Origin of the sequence: Phaeodactylibacter sp., from assembly GCF_022763345.1 — a bacterium.
GTDB lineage: Bacteria > Bacteroidota > Bacteroidia > Chitinophagales > Saprospiraceae > Phaeodactylibacter.
Genome location: NZ_JALEGS010000083.1, coordinates 1 through 19,250 on the forward strand (window position 1 = coordinate 1; position 19,250 = coordinate 19,250).

General features: G+C 52.4%; 10 protein-coding genes. 2 read left to right on the forward strand and 8 right to left on the reverse strand.

Annotated elements, in window-relative coordinates:
- The 7 genes from MRY86_RS21470 to MRY86_RS21500 form a co-directional block, all read right to left on the reverse strand.
- Positions 1-1,487: choice-of-anchor Q domain-containing protein (locus MRY86_RS21470; protein WP_293571919.1), on the reverse strand; the 1,487-nt coding region annotated here is incomplete at its 3' end.
- A gap of 305 nt (positions 1,488-1,792) precedes the next feature.
- Complete coding sequence (locus MRY86_RS21475) at positions 1,793-2,530, reverse strand: hypothetical protein (protein ID WP_293563302.1); 738 nt, start codon at positions 2,528-2,530, stop codon at positions 1,793-1,795.
- Complete coding sequence (locus tag MRY86_RS21480) at positions 2,518-3,819, reverse strand: outer membrane beta-barrel protein (RefSeq protein ID WP_293563303.1); 1,302 nt, start codon at positions 3,817-3,819, stop codon at positions 2,518-2,520. The genes MRY86_RS21475 and MRY86_RS21480 overlap by 13 nt, the downstream gene beginning before the upstream one ends.
- Entirely contained in the window at positions 3,806-4,372 is a 567-nt protein-coding gene (locus MRY86_RS21485; RefSeq protein ID WP_293563304.1) for an RNA polymerase sigma factor, read from the reverse strand. Before MRY86_RS21485 ends, MRY86_RS21480 begins: the two co-directional genes overlap by 14 nt.
- A 221-nt stretch (positions 4,373-4,593) precedes the next feature.
- Positions 4,594-5,433 carry an alpha/beta hydrolase gene (locus MRY86_RS21490; RefSeq protein ID WP_293563305.1) on the reverse strand — a complete coding sequence of 280 codons (840 nt, stop codon included), beginning with the start codon at positions 5,431-5,433 and terminating at the stop codon, positions 4,594-4,596.
- 225 nt (positions 5,434-5,658) lie between these two features.
- The gene (locus MRY86_RS21495) at positions 5,659-8,211 is read right to left on the reverse strand and encodes a T9SS type A sorting domain-containing protein (protein ID WP_293563306.1); all 2,553 of its coding nucleotides are present in this window, start codon (positions 8,209-8,211) and stop codon (positions 5,659-5,661) included.
- Positions 8,212-8,670: 459 nt separating this feature from the next.
- Positions 8,671-13,008, reverse strand: coding sequence for a T9SS type A sorting domain-containing protein (locus MRY86_RS21500; protein WP_293571921.1), 4,338 nt, complete (start codon positions 13,006-13,008; stop codon positions 8,671-8,673).
- Between the two features lie 499 nt (positions 13,009-13,507).
- Between MRY86_RS21500 and MRY86_RS21505 the strand changes: the two genes are divergently transcribed.
- Both MRY86_RS21505 and MRY86_RS21510 read left to right on the forward strand, forming a co-directional pair.
- Positions 13,508-14,878 carry an NAD-dependent succinate-semialdehyde dehydrogenase gene (locus MRY86_RS21505; protein ID WP_293570006.1) on the forward strand — a complete coding sequence of 457 codons (1,371 nt, stop codon included), beginning with the start codon at positions 13,508-13,510 and terminating at the stop codon, positions 14,876-14,878.
- A 36-nt stretch (positions 14,879-14,914) separates the two neighbouring features.
- On the forward strand, positions 14,915-15,658 hold the full coding sequence (locus MRY86_RS21510) for an SDR family oxidoreductase (protein ID WP_293570008.1): 744 nt from the start codon (positions 14,915-14,917) through the stop codon (positions 15,656-15,658).
- A 29-nt stretch (positions 15,659-15,687) separates the two neighbouring features.
- Here the strand turns inward: MRY86_RS21510 and MRY86_RS21515 are convergent, their stop codons facing one another.
- Positions 15,688-19,074, reverse strand: a complete 3,387-nt coding sequence (locus MRY86_RS21515; RefSeq protein WP_293570010.1) for a T9SS type A sorting domain-containing protein — start codon at positions 19,072-19,074, stop codon at positions 15,688-15,690.
- Between the last annotated feature and the right edge of the window lie 176 nt (positions 19,075-19,250).

Sequence of the window (19,250 nt, forward strand, 5' to 3'; positions counted from 1 at the left end):
AATCCATCGCTGTCGCTGTCGGCGTAGTAGGTGGCCAGCGTGCCCTCGTCAATTTGTGTGTCGCAGTTGTTGTCGACACCGTCGCAGGCTTCAGTCGCATCGGGGTTGATAGCGGAGTCATTGTCGTTGCAATCTGAACTGTTAGTAACGAACCCATCTGGCTGTATACAAGCCTGTGTCGAATTGTTGGGGTCACCGAAGCCATCCATATCTGTATCTGCATAATAGGTGGACGGGGAGAGCGTACTCAGTGAAGATTCATAAGCACCAATATCCGAAGGGCAGTCTTGTGGACGTTGGGTGCCCCGCTGGTCTTCCGTAACTGTAGCATTCGGGTTGGCACCATTTAGTGCCGGGCTATTGGAAAGTAAGGCATGGGTTTGGGTGGGGCCTCCGTTGCTGGCGAGGGGGCTTAAATTAGCAGATAATGGAGAACCTGAGGTGCCGAAATGATCAGAAGATAGAGGGAGGTCATTGTTCGCATTTGGAAAAATGCCTATAAGGTTGTATCCTAAGCTATTATAATCGTTGAGGACATCAGCGTCTTCCAGATTGTCAGTTGACGTATTCCCTGCGATAATCGTATTTGCAATGTCACCGGATCCATCCAAACCTGAAAAAATTCCCCCACCTTTAAAGGCTGTATTATTCGTGATGGTACAGAAATTTATCAATGAAGGGTTATCACCATGAAAGGTTACTCCTCCGCCAAATCGAGAGGCGGTATTGCCAGAAAACGTACAGTTTGTCAGCGTGATTGCTCCTAAGCTATAAACGGCTCCTCCATCACCTGCTCCCAGAGGTTGGTCATTAGCCTTATTGTTGAGGGCGGTACAGCCAGTCATGTTGAGTGTGCCTGTAGTACTGTTATAAATGCCACCTCCATGCTGCCCTTGGTTAGCAGTACCGGCCTGATTATTTGAAATCGTGCAATCGTTTAAAGTAAGCACCCCGGATAAATTATATATCCCTCCGCCCTGGCTGCTCTGGTTGCCTCCGTGAGTGATGCTAATATTATCATCAAGACTACAGTTGTTGAGTGTAAGGTCTCCCTCTGTATAAATGCCACCGCCGTGGGTTAAGAGGTTTACTCCAGGGGTAAATGTGGAGCGCCCTCCGGTAATGGTTACATGGTCTATGACCACCTCCACTCCACTGGCTATCTGAATTACCCGGTCAATACCATTAGCATCTATGGTAGCTCCATTACCAGTGATAGTGAGGTCGTGCTGAATATCCAAATCTCCGGTGCCAGGAGTTAAGTTAAAGCCTTCTTCTGTAGAGGTGAGGGTGAGCACATAAGTAGAGCCAGATAAAACAATTTCATCGCCTGATGAGGAATAGATTATGGCCTCTCGCAAAGAAATACCATTGCCTCCACCTAGAAAGCCGTTATCCTCATCTGTTGTAGTGGTGACGTTGATGGTAGTTGCTGCCAAGCCGAAGCTGATCAGCATGAAAAGTAAAATCAATTGTACATACTTCATTTCAAAAACAAGTTTAAATCTGATAATAGGATTAAGCAGGCTTCAAAGAGCACTTTAGAAAATGCGCAAGCTTTGATGCCCAAAGAGGGAGTCAAACAGATTTATCGAGTAAGGGGGGATTGATACCCACAAATGTGTGGAAATAGAGCGCCTCGGCGTGTTCACTCACGTTGCAATCTTGTATACATACGTTGTATTTGGGGGATATTTGCGCTCTTAAAACACGAAAGCCGTTACGAATTAACTCCGTAACAGCTTTTAAGGGTTTGTCTTGTTAGAAATGAAGTTTATCGGGTGAATGCCGTTTAGGGCTCAGGTAAAAAAATCCTTGCCTGCCCGGAAAGGAGGCCGCCCTGCCCCTGATACAGCTGGTGCTCTAAAGGAGCGCTAAACTCAACCGTTACCTGATAGCCGGTATCTCCAAAACCAGACTGTATATCGGAAACAACCTGGAGGATTTTTAAATACCCACTCGCACTCTCCGCCGCAGTCGTCACCAGCCCCCGGTCTGCCCGGTCAGCAGCAGTGGGGTGATTTTTAAAATAGCCAATCTCCACCATGCCGGGCGCCTGCCCAAGAGACAGCGTTTGCCCGGGCTGCAACAGATCTTCCAGCTCAAGGATGACAGAAGAGGATGCATCTGGGGCAGGCAGGTAGAAACAAAACCCCACGCCCCGGTAGCTGGCCGAACCGTAGAGCAGGTCGGCGTTGTTGAATACCGCCTCGTCCTGAAAGTTGGTGTCGATGAGGGTAGTGTCGTTGAAGAAAACAGAATAGACTTCAGTGGTTGCGCCGCTTTCGATCACCCGGAATTCATTGCGGCCCTCAGGCGTGTCCGGGTCGAGGTCGGCATATAGCTTGATCTGTTCAGTGGTGGCTGTGTTGCCCGAAAGAGTAAGTGTGGCGTCAATAAAGTAAGCTGAGGTCGCAAAGCCGGGCTCACCGGGCGCGAAGTCCTGTACCGCTGTATCGTCACTGCTACAGGCAAAAAGGAAGCACAAACCGCTCCACAACCAATATTTTAGATCACTTACCAATGCCATTTGAGTGCAAATTGTAAACTGGTATTATTGTAAACTTCATTGTTCTGATAGTAGGATTCCGGGGTTAGGTCGCGCAGCCCCTGCTGCCATCTAAGATCTACTGACCAGTGACTGGCAATGCGGTAATCAAGCCCGGCAATTAGACCAAGGTCCCACTGTTCAAAGCGGGCTGTAGCTCCAGGAGGTGTATTTGCTGATCCAGCTAACAAGAAATCTCCAGAGGCTTGTTCCATGTCATTTCTACTGCTTTCATTATTCCAGATCCCTACCGGTTGGTCTGTACTGCGCAGGTAGGCGACTTGCATTCCTCCCATCACCCTTAGCCGTTTCCCGATTTGATACTGCAACGTTACCGGTGCTTCCAGGAAATGCACCCGGGTAATCGACCGGTGGTAAGGGGAAATGCTGGCAAATGCCGGCAGGTAGATGGTGTCTCCAAGGGGCGGTGAAATGCCCAGGCCGCTGCCGTTGTTTTCCGAACGCCGCTTGTACTGCAGGCCGGCTTCCAGTACCCATTTCCGGTGCAGCCTGACTTGGGCAAATCCGCCAAGCAGCGCATTGGTTTGCAGGGACTGATAATCGGCGCCGGCTTTGAGCCCAAAACTCCATCTGTGCAGCGCGGCTGGATTGATTTCCGGCATATCTGCTGCTTCAGACGGTTCCGTTAGTGCCTTCGGAGGCAATGCAGGGATAGGTGCTGTTGCTGCAAAAACCCGTTCCTCATCGCGCGTAGCAATGGTGTCGGGGGCTTCTGGGTTAGGAATGTTGTCGTTGTCGGGGGTGTGGGTGATTGTATCTAACTGATTTTTTGAAAGGTCCGCAAGAGGTACTGGCATACGGCGCACGGGGGCCGGGGCAGTTCTGCTTTCGGCTTGCGCAGAACGTGCAGGGGGCATAGGAGGTGCTGATACCGGTGCCAGGCCATTTGGCGCTGGTACCTGAACTGATGCTACGGCTGTAGCTGTAGTCTTCGTTTTGGAAGCACGGGGTAGACTTGGTAGTGGAACCGGCAATGCAGACAAAAGCACCTGACTATTGGTACGGAACGCCAGCCGCTGCTCCTGTTGAGCGCTAAGCCAGACTCCGCTGCCCACAAGCAGTAAAGCGCCGACAAACCATATCCATCCCGCAAATCTGCGTCGTGGCTTTTCGGGCACAGCGGGCTGAGGGACAGGGCGCTCACCATCAAGAATGGCAGACATTTCCTTCCAGCCGGTGAAGGGCACTTCGTACTCAAAGTCCTCCAACTGTTCCCGTAAGTGCTGCAATCCGTCTTTACGCTCCTTCATGCTCGCTCAATTTAATCATTTCACGAAGTTTTTTCTTTCCATCGGACAAGTGCCATTTTGAGGTGCCTTCGCTGATGCCCAGCATGTCGGCAATTTCCCGGTGATTGTACCCGTCCAGGGTGTAGAGGGAAAAAACCGCCCGGGTGGCGGTGGGCAGTTGCTGCACCAGCTCCAGTAATTCTTCCAGCGCCAGGTTTTGCATGGCCTCGTTGTCGACCGGTGTATCACCTGAGGTTTCAAAATCCATGCGCTTGCGGTAGTTGGCCTGCCGCCTTACCCAGTCAATGCAGGTGTACATCATCACCTTGGCCATCCACGCTTTAAAAGACCCCCGGCCCTCAAACTGCCCAACCTTCTGGAAAACCTTGAAGAATCCGGCATTAAGCATGTCCATAGCTTCCTCCTTCCCGTTGGCGTAGCGCATACAAACCCCCATCATGTACCCCCCGTAGCGCTCGTACACGTACTTCTGAGCCAGACGGTCCCCTTTGATGCACCCCTCCCGGAGCACCTCATCAGAACTGTCAGGCTTGCAAACGGTTGTGGTGGACATGCTGGGCAACGATTTTGGTCCTAAGGCGAAGTCCATTACTGCGATTTACCGTACAGTCGCAGCCGGCAGGAGAAAGGGTTGGGTGGAGGGGTTATTTTTTTTCGGGCTTTTCCTTTCTGGAGAGGAAGTACTTAAAAAAATCAATAATGGCATCAATCAGTTTGCGGAATGCAGATTTGTCACTCATGTTTTAGGTTTTTGGGGGTGGAAAGATCAGCAGTTCAGGATTTAAGGCCCGGTAAAGTATGCAGTTCTTCCGGCCGGCTGCCCAGCAAAAAGGTCAGGGCGGTGCGGTTAAAAGCTTCGTACTGCTCAATATTGCAAACATGCCCGCATTTCTCAACGATAACCAGCTGGGCGCGCTGATGGGTTTGCGCAAATCGCTTGGCGGCTTTAAAGAAAACGTGGTCCTGATCGCCCATCACAACCAGGCTCAGGTTACGGAGCTCCCGGTTGAAAAACTGCCGCAAGAGGCGGAAGAAATCCTTGTAGAGCCCTACCCACTTCAGGTATTCCTTTGGGCTTAGCTTCTGAGATTGCATGCGGAACATCCGGCGCGACCGCCGGTGGTTGCGCCGGGGCAATACCACCCAGGAGAACAGGTTGTAGATGGCACGATAGGGCAGAAAGTGGTTGAGGAACTTTGCCGAATGTACGAATAACTTGATGGTGAACGTGGCCCGGAAAACCCCGCCTGCCATGATCATCTTGTTTACCAACTCAGGGCGCAGTTCATCCAGCTTTTGCAAAACTACGCTTCCCAGAGAGACGGAAAGGAAATGCGCCTGCTTGATTTGAAGATGATCAATGACTTTGAGAACATCGTCCGTTACAATATCAAAATTGTACGCTTCGTAGGCCGGCTCTATGTTCTTGGACTTTCCGTGATCGCGCAAGTCAAGCAACAGCAAATTGAAAAAAGGCTTAAAAGCATCAACCTGGTACTTCCATGTTACAATGCTGCCGCCGGCACCGTGTATGAACACGACCCATTCTGCCTTGGGGTCCAGTAAGTGGGTTTCGTAATGTAGGAGCAGTCTGCCCTGTTGTTTAGATTGCATATTGACCTTTACGGGAATAAAACGCTAAAATTACTACAATATAACAACAACAGCTAAACACTTGGTTCGTTTTCAGGCTAAACACCTGATTTTAGACTCATTACAGGCAGAGTCAGGGCTTTTCTTCGGCAGGTTCCCGCCGCTGGTTTGCAGACCGCAGCTACACTGTCTCCTGCGATTGCATGGCAGCTCTCCCTACTCACAATACCCTATGCCTTTGCTAATCTATTGAACAGACAGCAGTTTCCGCTCCGTACCGCTTGCTCCGGTTATTTCCACAACATAAGTGCCGCTGGCCATACCTTCCAAATCAAAAATCACAGTCATATCAGCATTTTCCTGCCGGGCAACAGACCTGCCATCCACAGACCAGAGCTGGAAAATCTTATGCCCTTCCAGGGTAGTGCGCAGCTGGACTTCTGTCCTGGCTGGATTAGGAAAAACCTGCAGCCTGTCCATCGGTGCCTGCAGCCCTATCGTTGCCCCGGGAGCGCTAAAAGAATGGCAAGCCGGATCTGCGCTCAGGGTGATCGTTTCCGAAACCCGGCACCCATTAGGCAGTTTCACCCTAAGGGCATACTCGCCCGCCACACTTGGAGAAGTGTAAGGAAAGGTCAGGCAGTTGCCCGTCTGTATAAAACCTATGGGGCTGATCCAGAGGTACTGATTGGCATCAGGCAGGCAAAAACTGAAAGCTTCACCCGGACAGAAAGTCAGGGGTTCGTCCGGGATGACATCTCCCGGGACTTCATCAACATAAATAGTTACGGCATCCATTCCGGTGCAGCCCTGTGCATTGGTTACCGTGACCTCATAGGTAGTCGTTTGCGAAGGGGTGGCTAACGGGTTCGGGCAGTCCGTACAGTCTAGTCCGGCGGCGGGCACCCAGCTGATAACTGCGTCCGCTTCGGACTCAATCGCTAATGCTATTCCGGCAGTGCTACAGAGCAGCGTATCCGGCCCGGCATCCGGTTGAGGGCATATGTTAGTCATGCATGTCTTTTCCACTACTTTAAGCGGGCAGTCGCCCAGCCCTTCTACCGTCAATTCAAGGGTAGCGGTTTCACCGGGAGCGAGGTTTTCGACTACAAAGGTTGAATTTCCGTTCATTTGCCCGGTCTGCCCGGTAAGCAGGGTGGGAAAGTATGCTGTATCAGCGGCTTGAGCCGCCCAGGAGAATGCGATGCTGTTTTCGGTTGTGCTGCAACTAATTTCGGGTAAGGCATTTTCTACCTCAATCTCCACCGCCGGGACAGGGCAATTGTTGAAGAAAGATTCCAGAAGGTATGTGCCCGTTTGAAGCACTGTCGGGTTTTGCAGATCAGAAGCAAAGTTATCTGGACCCGACCAGTTGTAAGTCATTCCGGCAGCACTTCCACCCACATTGGCCTGCAGTTGATAAGGATCGTCGGCAAAGCAGGCAGGCAGGAAAGTGGCAGCCACGTCTGGTAGATCGGTAGCTGGTACTTCCACGCTAAGCGCTTGTTCATTGCCCCCTGTTTCAATAACAAACTGGTAGGTGCCTGGGCAAAGGTCACTAATCAGGGTGTTGACGATGGGCCCGGCACCACTGAATACGGGCTGACCATCGGGGTCGAGGAGGGTAACGTTGCTATTGTTGCCTCCTGATAAGCTCAGGCGGCCATTGCAGAGGGCAGGGCAGGCAGGTTGTACAACAGTTATGCCAGGCTGAGCACTGACTGGTGGTACGGCTGTGGCCAGAAAAGCACTTGTGTTCGTTGGAGCACAACTTGCCATCATCCAGGAACCGGAGGTGCCATCGCCGAGCATCATGATGTCCAGGTTGAGATTAGCCTCTTCTGCACTATTGAAAGTCGACCGGACGCGGACCGTCCAGCAAAATTCGAGGTCTAAGGCTGCGGGTTCAAGGTTGCCGCAGGGGCCATCGCCGAAGTTATTGCCGGGCAGCCCGTCGTAGGCGGTTGCGCCGGGGCACAGTAGCCCGCGTTTGCTATCGAAGGCAAAGCCTGGCCCAAAGGTATCGTTGGTATTGCAGCTTTCCCAGTTTTCATACCAGCTCCAGTTGCCGTCCGGTGCTGTACAGGCGGTGGGAGCGGTGGTCTCCAGCGTAGTCAGGTCCCAGCCCGGCCCAAATTCAATGTCCAGCCCGTGCATCCATTCCAGGCTAAAACCTGGTGCCCAGAGCGTAGGGGTATAGCAAAACGTGACTTCCTGCCCGGTTTCGTAAGTGCCGTTTACGGGTGCGGGGGATGCCGTGAGTTGGCCGCGGCGCTCTCCGCATATGCTACAGTCATTTTGAGATTTGATCTTCAGGCTAAAGCTGCCCTCCGCTCCAAAGTCTCCGGTACTGACCAGCAGATAGTATTGGGAGCCCGGCTCTGTTCGGGCGCTTAGCGTCGTGCCAAGTGTGCCGGGCGCTCCGCTTTGCAGCGCGACGGGGAATTTTGCATTGCATGCATTTCCTTCAAAAAGAACGAGCACCGGCTGTTCCAGCCCACCGGCAATGGAAATGAGGGTTTGATTGGCTGTAGCGGTAAAGGTGTACCAAACATCCGCACTATTGCTGTTGAAGGTCAGCCCCTGTGCAGGTTGGCTTAGGCGTAGAGCGGGCTCCGTAGGCGTAGCTGCCAGGGTCGTGCCGGAAAGCCCGGTCTCGAAAGCCGCATCATTAGGGCAGTTGATCACCTGTCCCAAATCAATGGGAATGGCGGTTGCGCATAAGTCGTTTTCCGGTTGTCCAAGAGCGTTGGTAGTGACCGAAGCGAAAAGGCAAAGAAGCGTAAAGAATCTTCTCATTGTCCAGACAAATAATTAGTGAGCTAATTGGAAAGGTATTGGCTGATGCCCCATACAGGGCTATTGCGGCAAATCCACAATGGGCTCAATACCAGCTAAGGGGGGCTTGAATAGGGGGGCTGCATTTGTGTCCTGGATGTTTGGGTAGATTAGTTGAAATTACTCCTTAGTGTTTGTCCGGTTGTGTTCATTTTCAGGTAAGACCCGGAAGGACGGGTTTTTGCTGCCCGGTGTGGAGGTTTTTTCTCAATTGCCGGTCTGTAAACGCCTCATTTTGCTGATAAAGCTTTGGTTGATAGTGTTTTGGGAGACAGGAAAAAAAGCGGTCTCCCTAACTGGCCAGAAGCGCTTGTTTGACCTGAGTCATGACGGGAAAAAAGCGGGAGGAAGGTTCCTTAAATGAGAAAAGGGCAACCAATCACATCAGTTGCCCTTTCCATTCAGTAGGTCAATATAGCCTTACCGGCTGATGATCAGTCGAACCTGTTCCGTCTGTGTTGGGGTGAACACCTTCAGGAAATAGGCTCCGGCAGGGAGTTGCTCCACCGGCAGGGTCCACTGTTGCCCTTCAAACTGAAGGGAGGCCACCATTTGACCGGTAGCATTCCATAGTTGCAGCGTTTTGAGGCCTTGCAGTGGAGTGAGCACATTGACCTCATTTGTAGCTGGGTTGGGGAAGGCCTTCAGCATGCTGAGCTTTGAAACATCATTGCCCGGGCGGGGGGCGGGGGCGCAGTCGTCAACAAAGACTACTGCCTGTTCGGTTGCTGTACAGCCAAAGGTATCCGTAGCCGTCAGTACAAAGGTTGCGGTCTGAGGCACGCTGCCCGTTACTGTCGAGCAGGATGAACAGTCCAGGTAAGCCGCTGGCGACCAGCTCAGGCTGTTGGTACCCGGTGCAATCGCAGTAAGGCTGAAGGTGTCAGTCGGGCAAACCGTCTGGAAGTCAGGCGTTATTGTTACCTCCAGTTCCGGTGCCGCTTCAAGCGTAAATGCCTTAATGAACCGGCAGCCGTTGCTCCGCATGAAAGCGTAGTAATTCCCGGCATCAGCCGCTGTAATGTTGCTAAAGCTCAAACACTGATTGGTCGTGATAAAGGCATTCGGCCCAATCCAGTAGTGGATATCACCGTCCGGCATGCACAGCTCGAAAGCCTCACCTGGGCAGAATATAATTGGCCCGTCCGGTATATAGCTGTCGGGGAGCTGCTGCACGTAAACGGTATATTCAATGGTATCAGTGCAGCCTCCAGCATCGGAAGCAATCAGCTGATAGGTCGTCGTTGAGCCGGGCGCTGCGGTAGGGGCCGGGCAATCGGTGCAACTTAGGCCTGTAGCTGGCGACCAGTTATAGGTACTCCATTCGGGGGTATCTGCAAAATCCAGGATGACTGAAGCGCCGTTGCAAATGAAAGTGTCTGCCGGGACATTGATCTCCGGGCATACAGGGGTAGTCAGGCTGCATCCGGCAGCGACCTCGTATTCACCACATGGGCCATCCGTCTGTACGGTAAGGAGCATCTCAACGGTATCCCCGGTGCTTAATCCCGGAATACTAAAGCTGTTGCCATCTAAAATGCCATCTTGCCCAGAGAGCACCACTACGCTGTAACCCATATCCTGAACCATTGCAGGCCAGGAGAAGACCAGCGTGTCCGCCACGGAAGCACAGCTGATTTGTCCCGGGGATAGTTGACCGGCGACCTCAATGAGGGCGGTATCACTTACGGTACAGCCCTGGTCCGTGTAGGTGTAAATCAGCTCATGCAAGCCCGCGCCGGCTGCTTCCGGATCAAAGATCAGACCGGTGCTGTCCAGCCCTGGGCCGGACCATTGACCTTCGCCCTGATTGGTCCCACCGGCAACATCTGCCAGCAGAGCAATTGTGCCGTCACTAATGCAAACGGATTCCGGAACGAGCGTAAAGAGATCCAGAATGCTGCAATCCGGAGCAATACAGCTGGCGGCTACCGTAGTGGCGCAGCCGCTGTTTTGGCTTACTTCAAGTTCAATACTGACCGTTTGCCCGGGGTCAAGCCCGGTAATCGCGTATTGATTGCTGCTTTGGAAAAACCCTTCAGGCCCGTCCACCACAGTAACTGCGTAAGCATAACTAGTGTCCAGCACCCAGGAAAAACGCACCGCGCCCAGGCGGGATTCGCAACTGATGACTGGGGCAACCGGCTCAGAAACAGGCGTGATGGTAAGGCTGTCTGTGCCACTACATCCGGTAATAGTGTCGGTAGCGGTGAGGTAGTAAGTAGTGGTGCCGTCAGGAACCGCAAGAAGGCTGTCTCCAAAGGTGCCATCTTCCCATTGGAGCAGCCCTGCTCCTGTGCCGGTCAGCCAGACGCTGTCCAGCCCACAAAGTGTGTCCGGGCCGGCTATTGCAACATCAGGCAAGGGGCTTACATAAACCTGAAAGGCAGGAACCGATTGGCAGCCAAAATCGAAGGGTGGCAGATAGGCTGCATCTGCCGGTGGGCTGACGAGGGTATCCCACAGCAAAGTGTCGGCCCGATACAGCTCAAGCAGGACCTCATCGCCCGCGCAAATCAATACCTCAGCGGGATTGTAGGTGAGCTGAGGATCGGGATTGACGGTGACCGTTACGGAATCGGTATGGGTACAGCCAAAAGCATCGGTTTGGGTAACGGTGTAGATTTGAGTAGTATCAGGTGTCACGGTAATGCTGTTGGTGGTATCGCCGGTACTCCAAAGGAAGCTTTCGCCACCGCTTGCACCAAGCATAGCACTTTCGCCTGCACAAAGTTCCTGGTCCTGGAACACGAAAAAGCCATTGCCGGAAGCAACCGCCACATTGGCTGACAATACAGTGCTGCACCCATTGTCATCCGTCACTGTCACTGTATAGGTAGTGTTGCTGGCGGGGCTTACGGAAATCTGCTGAGTGGTGTCTCCGGTACTCCAGCTCCAGCTAGTGCCCTGATCAACGGACAAGGAGGCGGCTTCTCCAGGACAAAGTGTGCCGCCGGGCAATACGGACAGGGTAGGGGATAAGGCAATCTGGAAAACTACATAGTCCATCCCGGTACAGCCATTCGGGCTAACTCCTTCCACCTGATAAATGGCCCCATCAGTTGGCGTAACCGTCACAGAATCAGCCGTGGACAAAACGGCGTCACTGCCTGCTTCTGTCCAGGTCAGGCTTTCAGCGGTGCCAGTGGAAGTCAGAGTGATGCTTTCTCCCGGGCAGATGGTCAGGGTATCCGGGCCAAGCTGCACAATTTCTATATCACTGATTACCGGTATCGTGAAGTGGTAGGGCGCTGCCGGGCAGCCATTGACGGTAACCTCCAGGGTGTAATCACCGGGGAAAAGGGCAAACGGGTCAGGCGTGGTCCGCACGTAGCCATTCGGGCCGGTCCACAGGTAAGTGATCTCTCCCACGGCTGGCTCCACCATTGCACTAAGCGGTATGGGCTCTCCTTCAAAACAAGGTAAAGTGAAACTTGCATTGGCTGTAGGCACAATGCCAGTCTTGATTTCCACCAATTGTCGGCGGGCTTCATTACTGGCATTGTCCACAATCAGCACATCATATAAGCCCGGGCATAACCCGGAGATGGTATCCGGTCCGGGAATGCTGGTAGCCAGGTACAAGAGATTACCGCTGGTATCAGAAAGCACATAATCCCACGGGCCTGCTCCCGCACCTGCGAGCGCTATGCTGCCGTCGCAGTTTTCGCCACAGCTGGCATCACCAATAGCGATCTCAGGTGCAAAATCATCCGGGCAATACAGACTGGCGCTAAACGTCTCCGTCACGGGATTGTAGCAGGCTGTTTGCCCCCATGACCCGGAAAGTCCATCGCCCAGTAACCTTGCGCCCATATTCAGGGTGGAAGGATAGCCAAATTCTGCCGCCGGGCAATCTACGGTAGTTATGGTCCAGCAAAACTGCAGAGTGTTGTCATTTCCCACACCGCCAATATTCGCGCAGCCGAGCCCGTCCATGCCGCGGTTGTTGCCCGGATTGCCGTCCTGAATGCCATTTTTGATCTCGTCAAAGGCAAAGCCAGGGCCAAAAGCATCGCCGGTCGCCTCGCTGAGCCAGCCGTTGTACCAGCCCCAGGCGCCGTTGTCAGAGCAGGAAACGGGGGGCTGCGGCAGGAAAGTGGCCATGTCCCAGCCTTCGTCGAAGTCAAGCTCCAGCGCGTGCAGCAACTCGCTGTTGGGCGTGCTGGACCAGCGGTCAACGGTAAAGCACATCTGCACTTCCTGTCCGCCCGGATAGCTGCCGTTGACCGGAGCAGGGGAGGCCGTAAAGTAGCCATCCCGGACCAGGCTGCAGGGGCTGCAATCGGTAGTGGAGGTGGCCGTGAGTTGAGCAGAGCCCGCCCCACCTGCAATCAGGAGGTAGTAGGCTTCATTTGGGCTCACGCTGGCCTGCAGGGTAGCCTCAGTTGCACCCGAAGCGCAACCAATGGGCATCAGCTGCTCGCAGGAAGTTCCCCGGAGCAACACCAAATGGGGCTGGTCAATGCCGGAAAGCGTCAGGGTCAGGGTATTGCCCTTGGGCAGGAAAGTGACCCAGATGTCGCCATTGGCGGTAGCCACATCCGGATTGGCACAATTGCTGCTGTTCAGGTAAACCGAGGGCAGGGCTTCTTCCAGGCTGAAGGTGAAGGTGTCTGTTTCAATGGAAGATTCAGGACAGGTGGAAGGCAGGCTAAGTTCGATAGGCAGGGCCTGTTCACAATTGTCGAGGGGGTGCTGCGCCCAAATCGGGCTGCACAACAAGCTGCCAAGGAGCAGCATCAGGGACCTAATCATTGTCGTCGTTTTTAGGATTATGTATTCGTGAAATCTGTTGTTGCGATCCCGCAAAAGCAAATTACCGAATGCGGAACCGATCAAAACCGAAGGCGATTAGCCTTGGGTTTTGAAGTCCATTCATTTTAGACTGTGTTGGGATTTCACCATTTGGGCTGCATTTGCCAAATTTCATTCTGCACTTCGTTGCTCTTCAGTCGCTTAGCTCAGCTAGGCTCCCTCATCGCGCCTTGTTCAGAATAAAATTTGACTACATTCGCTCCAAAAGCGAATTCCCAACACAGTCTTAGTTTTTGGTAAGCTAAAGATAGTAAGAAATAGCCAAAAGTGGGTAGTGCCACAGGGGTAGGTATTGGGAAATGTTCAGCGTTTTTCAGATGGAAGCAGGCATTGTCAGTACCTGAGCGGTCCGGCTGTTGTTAAAAAAGTAACCTCCAGGGTTTGGACCGAACATCACCTCCGGCCTCCCGTTCCATAAATCCAAACCCAAAAGTAACCTATGTTAACAACCACCAATCCCGCCACTGGCGAAGCTATCCAATCGTATGAGCAATTTTCTGATCAACAGGTTGATGAGACCATCCGGGCCTGCCATGCTGCTTTTCTGAAATGGAAAACCCTTTCTTATGCCGAACGCGGCGAGCACCTTCAAAATCTGGCTCAGACCCTGCGCGACCATAAGGACGAACTGATGGAAACCATGACCCGGGAAATGGGCAAGCTCCACCGGCAGGGGCGTCAGGAAATTGAACTTTGCGCCGGCATTTGTGAATACACTGCCCAGTCTGCTCCTGAACTGTTGCAGGACGAAGAGCGGGAACTGCCCAACGGCGGCAACGGCCTGGTAACCTACAGCCCCATCGGAGTTGTCTACGGCATTCAGCCTTGGAATTTCCCGGCTTACCAGGTAATCCGCTACGCAGTAGCCAGCCTTATGGCTGGAAACGGCGTATTGCTCAAGCATGCCGAGAATGTAACAGGTTCCGCGCTGTTGCTCGAGAAACTATTCCAAAAAGCAGGCTTGCCAGCCGATATTTTTAAGGTATTGCTTATTGACCACGATCAGTCGGACAAGGTGATTGAACACGAATTGGTACGTGGCGTCACCCTAACCGGTAGCCCCGGTGCCGGCAGAGTCGTGGCGAAAAAAGCCGGAGAAGCCCTCAAGAAAACCGTAATGGAACTGGGCTCCAATGATGCTTACATCGTGCTTTCAGATGCAGACCTCGATACCGCCGTGAAAGCCTGTGTGATGGGGCGGGTATATAACAACGGCGAAACCTGCGTGGCTGCCAAACGCTTCATCGTGGTGGACAGCATGTATGAGGACTTCCGGGATGCTTTCGTCGCCCAAATGCAAAGCCTCACCTACGGGGACCCCACCAATGATGATTACCAGCTCGGTCCCATGGCTCGGAAAGACCTTCGGGATGAACTGCACGAACAACTTCAGAAAAGCGTTCAAAAAGGAGCCAAAATCCTCTGTGGTGGTGAAATGCCAGATGGTCCCGGTTATTTCTATCCGGCAACGGTCCTGGACAATGTAAAGCCTGGCCAGCCCGCTTATGAAGAAGAATTATTTGGGCCTGTGGCTTCACTCATCCGCGCTAAAGATGATGAGGACGCCCTTCGCATCGCCAACGACAGCCGCTTTGGGCTCGGCGGAGGTATATTTTCCAAAAATCCGGACCGGGCACGGCAGTTGGCTCGTGACCATTTTGATACCGGTATGGTTTTCATTAATTCCTTCGGCCTGGCACAGCCCAACATGCCTTTCGGTGGCGTGAAAGATTCAGGCTACGGGCGTGAGCACGGTGGCTTTGGAGTCCGGGAATTTGTCAATGCCAAAGCAATTATGGAACTAGCCTAGCGCCAATTATTTCAATAAAAGAAAAATATACAACCTATGAACTTACAAGATCAAGTCGTTATCATCACCGGTGCCAGTAGCGGCATAGGCGAAGCTACCGCTAAAAAACTCGCCGGCGATGGCGCTAAAGTCGTATTGGCTGCCCGCCGTAAGGACCGCCTGGAAGCACTCAAAAGCGATATCGAAAAAGCAGGCGGCGCAGCATTGGCTGTCGAGGCAGACGTAACAAAGCGCGGGGAAATCAAAAACCTCGTCCAAAAAACGAATGAAACCTTCGGTCCCTGCGATGTACTGGTGAACAACGCTGGTATCATGCCGCTCAGCTACATGAAAAACATGCATGTGGAAGAATGGCTAAAGATGGTGGATGTCAATGTAAACGGTGTCCTCCACTGCCTTGCAGAAACGCTGCCTGATATGGTAGAGCGCAAAAAAGGACATATTGTGAACATTTCCAGTGTTGCAGGCCGCGAGGTCATGCCGGGTGGTGCGGTATATTCAGGCACTAAGTTTGCGGTACGAGCCATTAGCGATGGCCTGCGGCAGGAACTGGCACCCAGCCATAACATCAGGGTAACCTGCATAGAGCCCGGTGCCGTGGACACGGAGCTGACCAACACCATCACCGATAAGGAACTGGTCGAAGACTTTAAGGATGCTATGGGCGACCTGGATTTTCTGAACAGTGATGCGATTGCTCAGGCGATACATTACGCTGTCTCCCAACCAGATGACGTGCATGTTAATGAGCTGCAGATGCGGCCCACGAGCCAGGGATAAAGCCTTGAGTCAAAGTAAACATACAGCACCTATTGTTTGATGAATTTCATCAGATACGCCCGGTCTGGCGTAGTCAGCCTTAGCTGATAAAAGCCTGCCGGGAGTTGCGTTACAGACAACGGAATGAGCTGGCCAGTTGTGGAACCTTTTAGGAGCAACTGGCCGCTTTTGTTTAATACTTCATAGTCAGCCCGCTCCGGCTGAGAAAATTTCAGGTATAAAACGTCTTGCGCAGGTACCGGGAAAAGCTTGGGCGAGGCTTCAGGAGAAAGTGTTTTCGTTCCACTAAGGACTTCAGCGGCTGTAGTTTGACCGGTTACCGGCTGGATGATTTCCGAGAAATTGATAGCCCGTATATCGTCAATGGAAAAGGCGTAGCCCGGGCCCCGTTGCTGAGCCAGGATATCATCCTCTACGGTAATGATGAAAGCGCCAATTTCGCCAAAGCCCGATGCGTTGCTCCCGTTTATGCGCGTGATGGCGACGTCTATTCTCCCGGTCATTGCACTGTCCTGTTGCATCACTAATAAATCCGTGCCCGGTGTGCCAAGCCAGGAATCGGTTAATGTTACGAAGGCGGTGCCAGGCACGACGACTGTTGGGTCATAGTCAATGGTAAATGCAATGCCGTAGATTTCCTCTGCGGGTTGTTGCTGGGTTCCAAATACCAGAGGGAGGGCCATGGTCTCCCCTTCAATCAGCGTATCAGGCTTTACGTAGAAAGGGATGCTGCCATTGCGGTGCTCTTCGGGCTGCGGGGAAAAATTATAGCTGCTGCCCCAGTTTTGCCGGATGGCCATTGTGTCGGCTGCTGAAATCAACCCATCTCCATTGGTGTCAATATGTTTGTAGTTGACCTCAGATAACGGGGTGCTCTGCGCCCAGTCCAGTGCCGGTTCCTCTGCCCAGTTGAGGGTTGCATTGGGGCGTACGGGCCCCAGACTATCAAAAGCAAGGCCGATATTTAGCAGGTCAAAGTGGTTGGCAGCCTGACTGGTATCTGTATCGCCAGGCCACACGCCTGAGGCAGTCTCCTGTACCAGCAAAATTGGGCCTAAGGTGTCCCGGCATTGGTTGCGGTCAGTAGCAATTACAGTGTAAAGCCCTTCGCCAAGATTGTTGAGCAGGCGGCGCTCGTAGGTGCCCACCGCCGTCTCATTTCTAAACCACATGAAGGAGTAGGGTGGTTCTCCATTGCCCGGCCAGTCTAGCAAAAGCCGTCCATCATCTGTGCTGTCAGAAGGCGTATGGGTAGATTGTAAAGACAAATCCAGCCCTTGCGTACACTCAATTTGTATTGCACCGGCCTGTTGGGAAATCCCCTGACCCTGTAAAGGAAAAGAAGCAGGAAAAATAGTTGATATCCCTGCTTTATCTTTCAATTCAAAGCAGATAGAGTAGGCGACAGTAATGGTATCGGGTAAAACCGGGTTTTCACTAGGCGATACCCATGACCATCCAAGTTGCGCATAGTCATTTTGGTAGAAGAGCGTATTGTTAAATCTAGGGTCTTCCGCATGAGCGTACAAAAAGTCTAATGCCTCCGGGTCCCAACTGTAGCTAAAACGTAAATCACTCAGCGTACTGGCCTGGCTAACTTCAACCGGCAGGCAAAGCGTATCCCCGGATGCACCGCTCGCCGTCCCAGCTACGACCGTAGCACTTGAGCTTCGTTGAGCTTGGTTAGCAATTGAATGGCCTGTCCGGTACTCCGGGGCATCAGGGCCCCATCCTTCGCAATCCACTAAAACAGGCGCGGAAATAGCTTCGCACCCTGTAGCATCGGTTGCTGTAACGCTGTAGGTCTCATTCGGAATGCCAAGTACTGTTGAGACGAAATCATACTCGGACTCAATAGTGGCCTCCGGTGACCATTGATAGCTGACCGGATAAACATCATTGGGGAAAGGGCCCCATGCAACTAGTAAAGCCGATGCGGGAGGAGGGGCAAAGTCGCAACTCAGGCTAACGTCCAGAACCTTAGGGCGGTAAAGGATGTCAAATGTCGTTGCTCCGCTGCATCCGGTTTGCTCGTCATAAACGTTTATGGTGTAAGTTCCTGTAGTGTCTACATTGAGTAAGTCTTCCTCGTTGCTAAAGTTACTCCAAAGATAGGATATACCGGCTCCCAGTCGGGGCGGATATAGGTCTATTGCCGTGTGAGGCAAATAACAATCGAGTTCGGGCTCGTAGTCTGCTTTTAGGTCCAGCCCGTCCTGCCGGGGCACGCTTATGGTGCGGGAAAGAGCGCATCCACCGGCGTTAGATACCGTGACTGTGTATTGCCCTTCGCTTAAGTTGGTACGGTTGGGCCCAATCGGCCCATCTGACCATAAAAAAGCAAGGTTGGATGGGCCCCCACCTCCAACATCAAGAGAGATACTGCCGGTGTTGATTTCGTCACAGCGTATGGGTTGAACTAAGGATTGCTCGGTGAAATAGAGGTTAGATTGGTTTTCAAGGACAGCACTCAGGTTATCGCTGCAGCCGGATAGCGTATCCGTTATTGTCAGGCTATAACTTCCGGCAGGCAGGTCGCTCAAAACCGGCGTTACGGCTCCTGTACTCCAGATATAATCCAGGCTAAGGCTGTCCAAATCCGTATGCCAAATGGGCGTAAGCTGTCCGTTTTCCGCACCACAGTCGGGCTGAATCACTTCAAAGCCAGTGAGATTAAGGGCCGGGGTGTATAGGCTGGCATGGCCAGTGCGGGTTAGGGCATTATCAACGTCTGTAATACTGAAATGGTAGGCGCCGGTGCTCAGTCCGGTGAGCAAACCAGTGTTGCCAGGAGAGCCGGTTCCGCCAGACCAATTATATTGCAGGGCATCCGGGCTGGTGAAAAGTTGCAGGCTGCCTGTGGCTTCATTAGGGGCGCACCCGGGGGGCATTAGGCGTACTGAATCTACAGTTGGGATTACGGACCCCGGGGCTGAGTAAGCGTAACCATCGGTCAGGACATAATTGCGAAGGAGGAGATTAGGCCCGATAAATTCGATCGTGGTATTAGGCGTATTGATAAATGCAATAACACCATCCGTTGCATTGGAAACCACGAGATAGTCAATTGTACACAGGGTGTCACCTGCCTGAAAATCATGGGGGATAAGGTCACTGGCAAACCAGTTGACCACAACAAGGCCTTCCTGTCCGGGTTGAGGGCTGATGGAAAAGTTGAATTCTGTCAAAGGAGGGTATGGCACTGCCCTAATTGGGTCTAGCAACTGAGGCACAGCTGCTAATGTGAAAGCAAATCCTGTTAATTCCTGTTGACTTTTTACAATGACTGGTACGGTGACCGTATCACCAACTGTTCCTGTTTCTACAGGGGGCAATTCCAGGTGGACGGCAGACTGGGCCTCCAAAATACAAGGCAAAAAAAGGAACGCGAGCAGAGCTTTTTTGAATAGGTGCATAGGGATTATAATTTGTTGTATCCTTTGCGAATGTAGCAGTAAGTGACTTGCCGGGCAACTACATTATTTTCAGGCTATAACTTTTTTTGATTTAAGAATAGGCCCAAAAAGCAAGGTATGAAGACATTTAGGGTTTTAAGTATAATTTTTTTTAAATTTAGCATTGCTCTGAAAAG

Coding starts and splice junctions, on each gene's coding strand:
- MRY86_RS21485 (WP_293563304.1), bottom strand. CDS start 4,372: ATGTCCACCACAACCGTTTGCAAGCCTGACAGTTCTGATGAGGTGCTC.
- MRY86_RS21475 (WP_293563302.1), bottom strand. CDS start 2,530: ATGGCATTGGTAAGTGATCTAAAATATTGGTTGTGGAGCGGTTTGTGC.
- MRY86_RS21505 (WP_293570006.1), top strand. CDS start 13,508: ATGTTAACAACCACCAATCCCGCCACTGGCGAAGCTATCCAATCGTAT.
- MRY86_RS21495 (WP_293563306.1), bottom strand. CDS start 8,211: ATGAGAAGATTCTTTACGCTTCTTTGCCTTTTCGCTTCGGTCACTACC.
- MRY86_RS21500 (WP_293571921.1), bottom strand. CDS start 13,008: ATGATTAGGTCCCTGATGCTGCTCCTTGGCAGCTTGTTGTGCAGCCCG.
- MRY86_RS21480 (WP_293563303.1), bottom strand. CDS start 3,819: ATGAAGGAGCGTAAAGACGGATTGCAGCACTTACGGGAACAGTTGGAG.
- MRY86_RS21490 (WP_293563305.1), bottom strand. CDS start 5,433: ATGCAATCTAAACAACAGGGCAGACTGCTCCTACATTACGAAACCCAC.
- MRY86_RS21510 (WP_293570008.1), top strand. CDS start 14,915: ATGAACTTACAAGATCAAGTCGTTATCATCACCGGTGCCAGTAGCGGC.
- MRY86_RS21515 (WP_293570010.1), bottom strand. CDS start 19,074: ATGCACCTATTCAAAAAAGCTCTGCTCGCGTTCCTTTTTTTGCCTTGT.